Raw genomic sequence first — 12531 nt, forward strand, 5'->3', positions numbered from 1 at the left:
GCAGACTTGTGGACCAGCGTCAGAATGCCCGATCAGGCCGGCCAGTTCAAGCCGCATCCTCACCGCCACCGGTCGGCATCGATCCCCAGCGGCGGCAGCCTCAGCGTTGACGAGTCCGTCACATCTCCCCGCATCACCGCCTGGGCAGGCCGCCGGTGATAGAGAGCCCTGAGCGGAACTGCCGGGGCGTGCAAGAAGCTCCGGTTGCCCCCAATTTAGCCGGGCATCGGCGGCGCGTCTGCGCTTCGCTCGCCGCCGCCGACACCCAACTAAATCGGCTCCCCCACCGCCCGCAAGCGGCGCGCTGACGCGCATTCCTGCACGCCCCGGCAGCTCCGCTCACGAAAGGGGCTCACACCGGCGGACCACCCCGCCGGCGCCGCTCACAGGGAGACACGACATGCAGACCGCAACGCTCGATACGCCCACCACCGCCGAAGACCTCAGCCTGTTCATGGCGGCCTATGACAACGCGGTCGTGCGCTCGAGGGTTTCGAGCTTCGACATCCACGTCATCCAGAACACCGATGGCTCTTACTGGTGCGCCGACGAGGGCGACTATACCAGCCTGCCGCAATGGCTCATCGACCGGATCGTCCACACCGTTCCTGGACGCATGAGCGGGGAATATTGACCCATGTGCAAGGTGCTGAACAAACGCATTCATGGCATCCCGCTAGGCGCGGTTTACATCGGTCGACCGTCGATCTGGGGCAACCCATTCGTCATCGGCAAAGATGGATCACGCAGCGACGTCATCGCCAGATACGAGACATGGCTGCTCGGTAACGCGTATCTGGTTGACCAGCTGCACACGCTCACTGGCAAGGATCTTGTGTGCTGGTGCGCACCGGCCTCATGTCAGGGCGACGTACTGGTGCGATTGGCCAGCAAGCCGCCCAACTGAACGCTGTCAGCACTGCAAAAAGGACGGGGGCTTCGGCCTCTTTTTTTATGACTGTGGCGAGGCGGCTCCGGGGGCATCGAGCCCCCATCGCCGCCCGCACTTTGTGCTGCCGACGGAACGGCGAGGAGACGCAACTCGGATCAGCTTCGCCGGACACAGCTAAAGACGATTGTCCTGGCCCAGCCATGGACAGTCGAACAGGATAAGTCGGGTCCCCCGTGCCATCACGAAAGCGATACCAACGCACCGGCCAAAACCAGGAAGTCACGGTGGCAAACAAGACATATCGAGTGGGTATATCGTCACACACCATCCACCTGAAGGTGTCAGCCAGGTGTAATTTTTTTCAACTGCTTAGAAGCTGTATGCAGAAGATTCTATTACAACTGCAATACATGGTATACCTTATGGCAGTTGCCTGCAATACCGTACTTTAGGTGCTGCTGTACCATATGGCATGGTGCAACCTCGCAACCCCTTGTTATCACGACGTTGTTCTTGTGAAAAAAGACTTGCGTTTGCCAGTTCGTCGACGCTATTCTGTATAGGCCTTACGTAAGACGAGCCAGCCTGCCGCTTCCGATAAGGTGGCAGATGGACAGACGCCTAAAACAAGCAAGCGCATATCTCGACCCAGAGACTTATGCCGCATTTGCAGCGCTCTCGGGCCAACATCAACGCTCGATAAGCGGCCATCTCAAGCATCTTATCGAGCGCGAAATAGCGCGTGACGACGTCACCAAATCGCTGGTCGAGACACAGATCAAGATACTGATCGGCGTCGACGGCCTCCTCAAGTACCACGACAACAATGAACTGTTCGGGATCGTCAAGGCGACCCGCAACAGCAGGCTCGGGAGTGCTCCCGATGAAGCCTAAGTTCGGCAATTTCACGCGCGGAAGTCAGATCATCGAAGCGTTCAGCATGATGTTCGCCGCCGGCCTCAAACCGATGCTGTGGGTGATCGTCACGCTGTTCTCGGTGAGCCTGGGCTTCCTTATCTGGAAGAACATGGAAGCGGCCGATCTCTACCGGGTCGGCATGAAAGGCTACAGCTGGTTTTGGGATTACCTGAAGCTCAATCCCTTGAAGCCCGTCAACGTCGTTGGGGCGTCCGGCAACCCCGTCCAGATGTCCGTTGGCAGCGTCGATGAATACCCACCTGTAGTCGCCTCTTGGGGGCAATTGATGTCAACCCTTGGCGCCGCTGCCCTGTTCACAGCATTCGTCGCCTTGCCGGTCTGCTTTGCCTATGCCTGGTTCTCGCAATGGCTCGGCCGCAATGTCCTCAAACGCAACCATGAACGCGGCGCAACGATCGCCGAGTTATATCAGCTGAAGGAGGAAATCGCGGCGTTCAACAGCGCAGCGCGGCGCGCGGAACGACGCGAGGATTTTCGTCGCCTGTTCGGCCCCTGGTGGGCGCTGAAGGCACCCTTCGCCAGCAAGAAGGATTGCGCCGAGCTTGGGCTGTACGAGCCCTACACGGTCGCCGGCGTGTCCTATCCGTGGCGCACCGAGCAGACCCATATGTTCAGCATCGGTACCACCGGCACCGGCAAGTCGACAATGATGCGCGACCTCCTCGACCAGATCCGCACGCGCAACAAAAAAGCCGTCGTGTTCGATCTCACCGGCACGTTCATCGAATCCTTTTATGACCCGGAGCGCGACGTCATCCTCAACCCGTTCGACGAACGCTGCCCGCAATGGTCGATCTTCAACGACTGTCAGTCCCGGGCCGAGTTCACATCGGCGGCCGAGGCCCTGATCCCAAGCGACGGCGGCGGCGCTGAACCGTTTTGGGTGCAGGCAGCCAGGTTGCTGTTCGTCGAAGCCTGTGTGGCCCTGGCGCAGGACGGCAAGACCACCAACCGTGCGCTTTATGAGCACCTGATGACGGCCGCGCTGAAAGAGGTGAACGCCATGGTCGGCGGGTCGGTTGCCTCGCCGCTGACCGACCCGCAAGCCGCCCGCATGGCGGAATCAATCCGGGCAACGATGAATACCAACATCAACGCCATCCAGTGCCTCCCTCACACCGGCAAACCCTTCTCGATCAAGGAATGGGTCATGGCCGACAAGGAGCACGGTTCGATCCTGTTCATCTCCGCCCGCCATGTCGATCTGTCGACGGTCAAGGTGCTGCTGACGTTGTGGATGGATATGACGATCAACGCCATGATGTCGGGGAGCCCAAGCCCGCGCGACGTGAAGATCTGGTTCCTGTTCGATGAGCTTGGCGCACTCCACCGCTTGCCCGCCATCGAGAAGGGAATGCAGACCGCCCGCAACTATGGCGGGGCCTTCGTCCTGGGTGTCCATACCATCGCCAAATTGCGCGACACCTATGGTGACAAAATCGCCGAGACGCTGGGCAGTCTGGCCCGCACCAAACTCATTCTTTCGACTGCCGACTACACCTCGGCGAAATGGTGTTCAGAGCAGATCGGCAATGGCGAATGGAGCGAAATGGAGCAGGGCGTCAGCTTCGGCGTCTCGAACGTCCGCGACGCCATTACACTGACGAACAAGCGCCAGCTCGAGCCGCTGGTGCTGCCCGACGACATCTCCAAACTGCGCGACCTCAATGGCTGGCTGGTGTTCCCGCAAAAGATGCCGGCGGCCAAGGTCAAGCTGGAATACCGGCACTGGCCCAGGATCGCCAACGGGTTCATCGAGCGGCCCGATCTGAAAGAGCATCTTCGCGTCATCAGCAACGGACCAAAGGGCGGTGACCCCAACCCGCTTCCTGCCGATGGCGGCTATGGCATCGTCAACCGCGCCATCGACTTTGCCAAGGAGCAGGCAGCGAAGATCGAGGCGCCTGGCGTCCTCGACACAAGCCCAGAGGCGCTGGCCAAGATCGATACCAGCAAGACAATGGTAAACGGGGTGATCACCGTCGTTGCCAGCAAGGTTGTGATGGGCGAGGCAACCGCCAGCCCCAGATCGGGAGGGCCGGTCCAACTCTCATTGCCGGTGCCGTATGATGCCGAAAAGGCCAACGATGTAACCAAGGACGGCCGCGTCAGCGGTGCCGACAAGAGCAGCGCCGTGGACCGGCCTCAATCAGCGGCCATCGGCAGCGAGATCAGGGGCAAATCGGACATCGAACGCAGCCGCGACGATGATGGCGTCATCAGGCCGATCGAGATCAAGGACCAAGGCGACACGCCGGACAACATCAGTCTTCAGGGACAACAGCGCCCGGTGACGCTCAGCCTTGAGGAGGACGAACTCAAGAAGACGCCGGGGCAGCGCGAGCAAACCGAAAACCTGACACAGCAGGAAGCTCGCAGCAATTTTACCGCCGGCAAGGAACCGCCCGAACAGGATGCGGAGCTGGGACGGTGAGAAAGATGCCACGCCTTTTCGGAGGTAGCCTATGCTTTCGATAGCGTCCGTTGGCTCGTCGGGTGCTGCTTCGAGCTATTACACCAAGGACAATTACTACACCGCAGATGCCAGTCAGGAGACAAGCCTGTGGGCAGGCGAGGGGGCCGAGAAGGCAGGCCTTTCAGGGCAGGTCGAGATCGAAGCATTCAAGGCCATTCTCGATGGCAAAATGCCCGATGGCACCTTGATCGGAACGGGCGGCAGGGACGGCAATCGCGCCGTCGGGTTCGACATGACATTCTCCGCGCCAAAGACACTCTCGATGCTGGCCTATGTGGGCGGTGACGAAAGACTGCTGGCCGCCAACCTCAAAGCCGCACAAACAGCGATTGCCTGGGCAGAGAGGAACCTCGCCGAGACCAGAATGAAGGGTGCAGACGGGAAGATGCAGGCGGTCAAGACCGGCAATCTTGTAGCGGCATTATTCCAGCACGACACCAATCGCAATCTCGACCCTCAGGCCCATGTCCATGCGGTAATTGCCAATGCCACACGCGGGCCGGACGGCAAGTGGCGAGCGCTGCGCAACGGGAAGATCTGGCAAAATTACGCGACGATCGCATCGATTTATAACGCCCAACTACGCACCGAGGTCGAAAGCCTAGGTTACAAGATTGAGCCTGTTGCCAAGCACGGCCAGTTTGAGATCGTTGGAATCAGCCGTGAGGCTGTCATGGCATTCTCGACCAGGCGGGCAGAAATCAACGAGGCTGTCAGCAAACTCGATATCCAGAATGATACGACCCGTGACGCCGCCACGCTGAAAACACGCGCCCGCAAGGCGACAGTCGAGAATCGGGCAGAACTTCGTGCGGAATGGGCAGAGCGCGCGGCAGGACTAGGCCTCGATCTGCCCGCGCAGGTAGCGGCGGCGCGCGAAGTGGCGCGCGAGGGCAAGGATGTCTGGCAGCGCGCGGTAGGTGCAGCCCGCTCGGGCGCCGAGCGGGCGGCGCTGGTAGTCGAGTTCATCAAGGAGCGGATCGGTGGCGGCGACAAGGACCTGCTGATGCCCGACAAGCTTTGGTCAATGACCCCGACCGCTATCGGCGCTGCAAAATCAGATGCGTCGGCAATTCGCAGTCTGAGCGAACGCGAAGCTGCCTTTGATGCTGTGCAGCTCACCAAGACGGCACTCGATCTGGGTCTCCCTATCACCGTTGCCGAGGTCGAGAAGCGCATCGCTGTTCTCGAGCGCATGGGCCAGCTGGTGCGCGGCCTACACGGCGACAAGGGCCGGCTGACCACGCCGGGTGCCATATCGACCGAAAGAGCGATCCTTGAATTTGTTTCCGCCGGACGCGGCCGCGGCGATCGGGTGATCGATCGCCCTGAGGCCGCCGGTGAGCGACTTCAGGCAGCAGCAATAGCCGGGGCGATGGGGAAGAAAGGGTTCGCCCTCAATCCGGGACAGGAGGCAGCCGGGCGACTTCTGCTGGCTGGAACAGACCGCATCGTGGCGGTTCAGGGGGTGGCGGGCGCTGGTAAAAGCTCGGCCCTTGGCGCGGTTGCCACCGTCGCCCGCGAGGAAGGCCGCAACGTCATCGGACTTGGGTTGCAGAACACGCTGGTACGTATGCTCGAGACCGAAACGGGCATTCCTTCGATGACGGTCGCACGGTTCCTTGGAACGCACGGCAGGCTGCTCAGTGACAAGACCAGTCCGCAACGGCTCGAGATGGCCAAGGCCATGTTCAAGGGGTCGGTGCTGGTTGTCGACGAAGCCTCGATGATCTCGAACGACCAGGTCTACAAACTGACAGCGCTTGCCGAACGCCTCGAGGTCGGCAGGCTCGCCTTTGTCGGCGACAAGCGGCAGCTCGGCGCCATCGATGCCGGAAAACCATTCGAGGTGCTGCAAGCCGCCAACACCGCCACCGCCGAAATGAACATCAACCTGCGCGCCCGCTCGGCGGCACTGATCAGCGCGGCGGCCGCCGCCAACGATTACAGGCCGGCCGACGCTTTCAAGGCACTGAAGGAAATGACCACCGAGGTTCCCAATGGCGGGGCAGCACTGGCCGCCCGGCGTTGGACCGCGCTTCCGGCCGATGAGCGCGACAGGACAGTGCTGCTCGCATCCGGCCGGCAGGTTCGCGCAGACATCAACAGCGAGGTGCAAGCTGGCCTGCTTGCCAAGGGTGAGCTTGGCGGCAACGCGGCGGACCTGACAGTTCTCGACAAGGTCACGACCACGCGCGAGGAGGAACGTTTCACGCAGACCTATGCCAAAGGCCAGCGGGTCGATTTTCAAAGAGGCGTGCCGTCACAAAACATACCGCCAGGCGCCGCCAATGTCGTGGGCATCGACAAGGCGGCAGGTCAGGTGACGCTGATCGATAGCAAAGGCCAGATGCACAAGTTCTACCCTCAGCGACTTTCAACAAATCGCCATGAAAACACAGTAAGAATAAGTCGGCCCAAACCGCTCCGCATCCATGAAGGCGATCGCATTCGCTGGACGGAAACCGACCGTGATCGCGGACTGATCAACGCCGACCGGGCGCGGGTGCTCAAGATCGACGCCGCTGGTATAACTGTCGAGACATCAACCAAGATGCAGGTCACGCTACCGGCCGGCGACCCGATGCTCCAGCGTCTCGATCTTGGCTATGCGCTCAATGCCCACATGGCGCAGGGGCTCACTGCCGATCGCGGGATCGCGGTGTTCGACAGCCGCGAGACCAAGCTTACCAATGAGAAACTGTTCCTCGTCAACATCACCCGCGTCCGCGACAGCCTCGAGCTGATCGTCGACAACGGCGAGCGTGTCGAACGCGGTGTCATGCGCAATGCCGGCGAGAAAACCTCGGCCCTCGAAACGACAGGCGAGGTGACGATCGATCGGGGTGCGCGCCCGCCAGGGCGGCAGGGACCAATAAACCCGACACCGAGCCAGGGCCCTTCCCCTGGCCCGGCGCCGCAACCCGCAGTCAACGAACCCGCGGTAGAGCCGGCCAAGGATGGCAAGACGTCGGTCTGGCCGGCAAGGCCGGAGCCGGTCGAGCAGACGCGGCTGCCCCTCCCTGAGCGGCAACTGGATATCGGGCTATGACGCCGAAGTTCGCAAGCAAACAACACGGTGCGGCGACCGGCAATCGCAAACCGGGTGTGACCATGGATGTTGCTGTAGATTTAACCAACCCTCTGACATATCTTTGAAAGGAGCGAAGTTATGAGCTATTTCTGGCGCAAGGTCGGCAGCTTCAATACCGCAGCCGAAGCAGATGACTGGTGCCGGCGACAAGGCATCGCGCAAAATGATATGCGCATCGACAACTTCAGGAGCGGCGTTGAACTTTCCATCCGGGAAAGCGCGCCGGGCGACAAAGCCGATACGGACCCGAGACCCTACGGATACTGACAACCGGATACTCCGATCACGATAAACAAGGCGCGTAGTGAGACCGACAGCCCAGCAGGAAGCCATTCTTGCTTGCCCTCCAGACAGGACGATCAAAGTTGCCGCCGGCGCTGGTTGCGGGAAGACGTCGACATTGGCGGAGTACGGCCGGCGCTGGCCGGCACGAGGCCTGTATGTTGCCTTCAACAAGTCGATTGCTGACGAAGCCCGGCGCAAATTTCCCCAGAGCATCGACACCCGCACCGGTCACTCCGTAGCGTTTCGCGCGCTGAAAATCCACGAACGAGGCCAGCTGATCAGCACGTTCCGGTTCGAGCATCTTCGCGCCTATGACGAATTGATCAGCGGTGTTCCTGGCATGACGGACGGTCAGGTCCGGGCATCGATCCTTCGCACCCTCAACAATTTCCTGATCGATGGCGGCACTTCGCTCAAAGCGGCACATTGTGCTCTCGACGACACCAGCCAACGCAACGCCGTCAGGCGGATGACGCTGGCGGTGGCCAACAAGCTGCTGCGCTTCCGAAAGCATGATCTGCCGATCACTCACGACACCTATCTGAAGGCGTTCGAACTCTGGCACCGCATCGAGGGTGATCTCCAATATCTGCTGCTTGACGAGGCGCAGGACCTCAACCCCGTCATGATCTCGATCGCGGCCAAATCGAACCTGCCAACGATCGTCGTTGGCGACAGCCACCAAAGCATTTACCGTTTCCGCGGCGCCGTTGATGCGATGGACCAGTTCGCGGTCGACGCGATGCCGCTGAGCCAAAGCTGGCGGTTCGGCGCTGACGTCGCAAAGCTCGCCAACCGGATCCTCCTTCATCATTCGGCGCCGCCGCGGCACCCGCTGACCGGCAATCCGGCGCGGTTTACAGAAATCCTCAAATACGGCGGGCATGTCCGCACCGGCCCGGGTACTGCAGTTCTGGCCCGGACCAACGCACGACTTTTCGAAAGCCTCGCCAACATCCAGAAGCCGTTTCATCTGATTGGTGGCATCGAGGACCTGCAGCGCCAGCTCTCGTCGGCCTATGCGCTGCGCCACCACCGGCTGAACCTCGTCATCGACGAAACAGTCTCGCGGTTCACGTCCTGGCCAGCCCTCGATAATGCCGCCGAGCGCGGCGATCCCGATGCCAGGAAGTTGCGCGAAATCGTGGAGCGCTATGGCGTGCAGCTGCCGGCCATCCTCGATCGTCTTGGCCGTCTGCATTGCTCGCGCGAGGCAGACGCACCGCTGATCGTCTCGACCGCCCACAAGGCAAAGGGGCGAGAATTTGCCACCGTCGTTGTGCTCGACGATTTTGATCTGCCGTCCGAACTTGTGAAGCGTCGGCGAAAGGACGCGAGCCAGCTTCACGAGACCAACCAGCTGATCAACCTGCTCTATGTTGCCTGCACCCGCGCCACCGATCGGCTCTATCTGGCCGAAGGGCTCTTCAACGAATTGTGCTGAGGAATCCAGGAAGGCTCGAAGCGAATTTAGACACTCACTCCCCCCGCGCTCCTTGTTCAGCGCGCCACGGGCAGCATCACCTCGTTCCGCCGCATGAACCACAGCGTCCAAGGCGGGTCATACTGCGCCAGCGACGGCGGCCCGATCACCTGCAGATTTTGAGCCTTCACGAACTGCGATAGTGCGGCGGTCCTCGCATCGACATCATCCTGCCGCGCAAGGCCGCTGAACTTGACCACTGCGACGCGCGCTGGCGCGAGACCGCGAAGCCTGACGGCAGGATTGTTCGGCTTTGGCAGGGTCTCGAGCGTCGATCCTCGGGGCATGATGAACCGGATCACCCAGGTGCCGTTGCCGCCAATCTGCATCACCGGCGCCGTCATGGCGATCTTCTCGCTGGCAGCGGCCTGCGTCACCGGCGCGGTCATGGCGATGCTGCGCTTGGCGGTGTTGCCGCCGAAGATATAGCCAGCGAGCAAGCGGAAGCCCTTGCTGGCTGCGTCCTTGCGGTCACCCGGCACCGAGACTTCCGCCGCCACCAGCGCAGGATAGTCGCGCACCTCGAAGTTGCCCTTGGCGAGGTGGACAGTGAAGGGCGGCTCTTCGGTGGCCATGGCAGGGCTTCCCAACAGGTTGAGCCCGAGCATCAGGGCAAAGAACAATGGCTTCACAAAATCTCGATCGGTCTTTCCACGCCGCTCAGCGCGCCATGGTTCGAGGTTCTCATACCACAAGGTGGGTCGCGCATTGCGGTTGCAGTGTGTCGCATTGATCCTGGGCGGTGGCACCCGACCTCACTGTCGTCTATCACGATCACGACGACTGGCGGCTGATCGGCGTGATCGACGAAACATCGACAGTAATTTGGCGAGCCGTGGCCGTTAGATTGCGCAATGGGCCGGCTCGCCGGACAAACAGGATATCGCACGATGGATGAAGACGAAGTGATGGCGCTGACCGAGGTTACGGCGAGTATTGTTGGCGCCTATCTGACCCATAACAAGGTTGGTGCTGCCGAATTGCCGGCGCTGATCTCATCGACCTATGCGGCGCTGGCACAGACCGCTGCGCCCCTTGTCGCTGAAGCCGCTGCGCCGGAATATGTGCCGGCGGTTACCGTCCGCAAGAGCCTGGCTTCGCCCGAGTTCATCATCTCGATGATCGACGGCAAACCCTATCGCGTCCTGCGCCGCCACCTGACAACGCACGGCCTGTCGCCCGACGAATATCGCGCTCGCTACAATCTACCGGCTGACTATCCGATCGTGGCGCCGGCCTATGCGGCCAAGCGCAGCGAGATGGCGAAGAGCCTCGGCCTTGGCCGCAAGAAGGTTGAGGAAAAGCCGGTCAATGCCCGGCGCAAGCTCAAGATCGCCATTCCGGCCGCATAGCCGCTCAGGCCTGTGAGAATTCCACATCTTCAGGCGACCGAGCCGCGGCCCATCGCAACACAGGCCGCTGGACAAGACGATCGCCGCGCTGAAAAGGGAGGTCCCATCGGCGCTGGTCGTCAACGCCAACGATCAGGCGTTAATTGTGCGGGCGGCCCGGCTGCTGTTCAGGGAGCCAACGAACGCTGGCATCAACTGAAAGACAGGGCCTGCAGGGTTACGAGCTGTACGAGAACGGAGGCGCACTGGCGTCGACTTCGTTGGTGTGGTCCCCAGGCATTATGGGCCAGGTCGGCGTATAAAACGTTGTCCTGACACGCAGCGGGCGATCGCCATAAACAAATGTCTGGGTAAAGACTTGCAGCCTTGCGGTCGGAACGGCACAGTAATAGCCGAACACACGGAGGTTCAAATGGCAAAGACACCAGCAGCAAAACCCGCCAAGGCGGCATCGGCAGCCGTCAAGGCACCGCGCAAATCCGATGCGCTGCAAAAGCCGCTTACGCCGTCGGCCGAGCTGGCGGTGATTGTGGGGGCGGACCCGCTATCCCGGGGCCAGGTCGTTGCCAAGGTCTGGGAGTATATCAAGAAGCACGGCCTGCAGGACGCCACTGACCGGCGGCAGATCAACGCCGACGCAGCGCTGAAAAAGATCTTTGGCAAGGACAGCTGCTCGATGTTCGAGATGAACAAGCATATCGCTGGCCATCTGAGATAGCCCGTTGCCGCGGAAGGGACTCGCGTTGCCGAGCGCTTTATCCGACCCTGCCAACAGGTGGCAGCTGGTGGCATCATGAAACCAAGAGCAAACACCTTTTACGTGATCGACACCCGGCACTATCTCGACGAGAAAGGCGACATCGAGCCGAAGAAAGGTCCCGCCCGCAAACTGGCAGACTTCACCACCGCGGTAATCGCCCATGCGTCCGATTTCAACCGATCTGAAAGCACGCACGGCCCTGTCTGCTTCAAGTGTCGAAAGCGCGACAACCACCACGTCGACACCGGCATGACTGACGACGACGCGGTTGTCTGGCATTGCCCTGCTTGCGGAACTGAGGGACGCGTCTCGAACTGGCGGGGGACGTTGTGGGACTTCAGCCATGGCATGCTATCCAACTGACTTCAGGGTCCGAAAATCAGCGGAGCAGAAAATCTGCACAAAAGCCACAAGTCGGTGTTTGTTTCAGGATGCACGCGTGCGACCGATCATTTGTGTCTGACCGAGGGGCTGTTCGAAGAGCTTTGCTGATCGCACCCGGATCTGGCACTGTGCAGTCGATCGTTTGAAGCGAAGGGGCTGGGGTCAGATGCCGGGGATGAGCCAGATCGTCGCTGCGATCGATCTGCGTGTCGTCCAGCTGGAAAAACAGGGCGTCACCGGCATGGCGTTGGCCAATCAGATGATGGGCCACATGGCGGATCTGCAAATGATCTACAACACCGCCTCCGACCGCGACTTGCGAAAACTCTGCCAGCGGTTCCCCGGCTTCGGGCGCTACGCCATGCTGATGGAAGAGGTGTCCGAGCAGAACCAGACAATGGCGATGTCCGGCACGCATCCCTATGGCGATCTGCCTGATCTGCCAGAGCCACTGAAGACAGCGCTGGTCCATGTCCTGCGCGCGGCCGCCGATCTGGAGCGCGACTTTCAGGCTACCGCCGACGATGGGCGCGGCGACAATCAGGGCCGGCTGACCACCGCGCGGTGGCGCTGGGCCGACGACCTCGAAAAACTGATCTACCAGTTCCAGTCCGCCGAACTGCCGCTGCAAACCCAGGCGCTGGTGCAGCAGATCATAAAGGCCACAGCGGAGCGGATCGGGAGAATGGGATAGGAAAAAACCCGGGGGAATGGCTCTCAAAGCGGAAAGGAAATCTCGCCGGACTAAGCCAGCGAGATCCAGCCAGACCATCCCCGACTAGGTCATAAAATAATGGAAGTCCGCTGCGACGGCGATATACAATCTCGATACACCGGGCCAAGGCAGCAGGACTTGTCCCAAGATC

General features: G+C 60.9%; 12 protein-coding genes. 11 read left to right on the forward strand and 1 reads right to left on the reverse strand.

Translation table 11 applies throughout. The features are described 5' to 3' along the window. Positions 1 to 400: 400 nt before the first annotated feature. From FHS79_RS13790 to FHS79_RS19350, 7 genes are all read left to right on the forward strand, one after another. Complete coding sequence (locus tag FHS79_RS13790) at positions 401 to 634, forward strand: hypothetical protein (protein ID WP_184201238.1); 234 nt, start codon at positions 401 to 403, stop codon at positions 632 to 634. A 3-nt stretch (positions 635 to 637) separates the two neighbouring features. Then, positions 638 to 907: a DUF4326 domain-containing protein gene (locus FHS79_RS13795; RefSeq protein ID WP_184201240.1), complete on the forward strand. Its 270-nt coding sequence runs from the start codon at positions 638 to 640 to the stop codon at positions 905 to 907. Positions 908 to 1501: 594 nt separating this feature from the next. Further along, positions 1502 to 1786 (forward strand): hypothetical protein, encoded by a 285-nt coding sequence (locus FHS79_RS13800; RefSeq protein WP_184201242.1) that lies wholly within the window; start codon positions 1502 to 1504, stop codon positions 1784 to 1786. Continuing rightward, positions 1776 to 4265 carry a type IV secretion system DNA-binding domain-containing protein gene (locus tag FHS79_RS13805; protein WP_184201245.1) on the forward strand — a complete coding sequence of 830 codons (2490 nt, stop codon included), beginning with the start codon at positions 1776 to 1778 and terminating at the stop codon, positions 4263 to 4265. Before FHS79_RS13800 ends, FHS79_RS13805 begins: the two co-directional genes overlap by 11 nt. Before the next feature lie 31 nt (positions 4266 to 4296). After that, positions 4297 to 7359 (forward strand): MobF family relaxase, encoded by a 3063-nt coding sequence (gene mobF / locus FHS79_RS13810; RefSeq protein ID WP_184201248.1) that lies wholly within the window; start codon positions 4297 to 4299, stop codon positions 7357 to 7359. Between the two features lie 120 nt (positions 7360 to 7479). After that, positions 7480 to 7668, forward strand: coding sequence for a hypothetical protein (locus FHS79_RS13815; RefSeq protein ID WP_184201251.1), 189 nt, complete (start codon positions 7480 to 7482; stop codon positions 7666 to 7668). 37 nt (positions 7669 to 7705) lie between these two features. Continuing rightward, positions 7706 to 9130 (forward strand): UvrD-helicase domain-containing protein, encoded by a 1425-nt coding sequence (locus tag FHS79_RS19350; RefSeq protein WP_184201253.1) that lies wholly within the window; start codon positions 7706 to 7708, stop codon positions 9128 to 9130. Positions 9131 to 9186: 56 nt separating this feature from the next. On the opposite strand, the gene FHS79_RS13825 is transcribed toward FHS79_RS19350, so the two are convergent. Next, the gene (locus tag FHS79_RS13825; protein ID WP_184201255.1) at positions 9187 to 9744 is read right to left on the reverse strand and encodes an SOUL family heme-binding protein; all 558 of its coding nucleotides are present in this window, start codon (positions 9742 to 9744) and stop codon (positions 9187 to 9189) included. 315 nt (positions 9745 to 10059) lie between these two features. Here FHS79_RS13825 and FHS79_RS13830 point away from each other — a divergent pair, with 315 nt between their 5' ends. The 4 genes from FHS79_RS13830 to FHS79_RS13845 all read left to right on the forward strand — a co-directional run bounded on the left by FHS79_RS13830 (position 10060) and on the right by FHS79_RS13845 (position 12359). Next, the gene (locus tag FHS79_RS13830) at positions 10060 to 10521 is read left to right on the forward strand and encodes a Ros/MucR family transcriptional regulator (RefSeq protein ID WP_184201258.1); all 462 of its coding nucleotides are present in this window, start codon (positions 10060 to 10062) and stop codon (positions 10519 to 10521) included. Between the two features lie 412 nt (positions 10522 to 10933). After that, positions 10934 to 11239: an SWIB/MDM2 domain-containing protein gene (locus FHS79_RS13835; RefSeq protein WP_184201261.1), complete on the forward strand. Its 306-nt coding sequence runs from the start codon at positions 10934 to 10936 to the stop codon at positions 11237 to 11239. Between the two features lie 102 nt (positions 11240 to 11341). Then, positions 11342 to 11644, forward strand: coding sequence for a hypothetical protein (locus FHS79_RS13840; RefSeq protein WP_188945112.1), 303 nt, complete (start codon positions 11342 to 11344; stop codon positions 11642 to 11644). A 196-nt stretch (positions 11645 to 11840) separates the two neighbouring features. After that, positions 11841 to 12359: a hypothetical protein gene (locus FHS79_RS13845; RefSeq protein ID WP_243452893.1), complete on the forward strand. Its 519-nt coding sequence runs from the start codon at positions 11841 to 11843 to the stop codon at positions 12357 to 12359. The last annotated feature ends 172 nt before the right edge of the window (positions 12360 to 12531 follow it).

It is taken from the genome of Polymorphobacter multimanifer, from assembly GCF_014205635.1.
GTDB classification, from domain to species: Bacteria; Pseudomonadota; Alphaproteobacteria; order Sphingomonadales; family Sphingomonadaceae; genus Sandarakinorhabdus; species Sandarakinorhabdus multimanifer.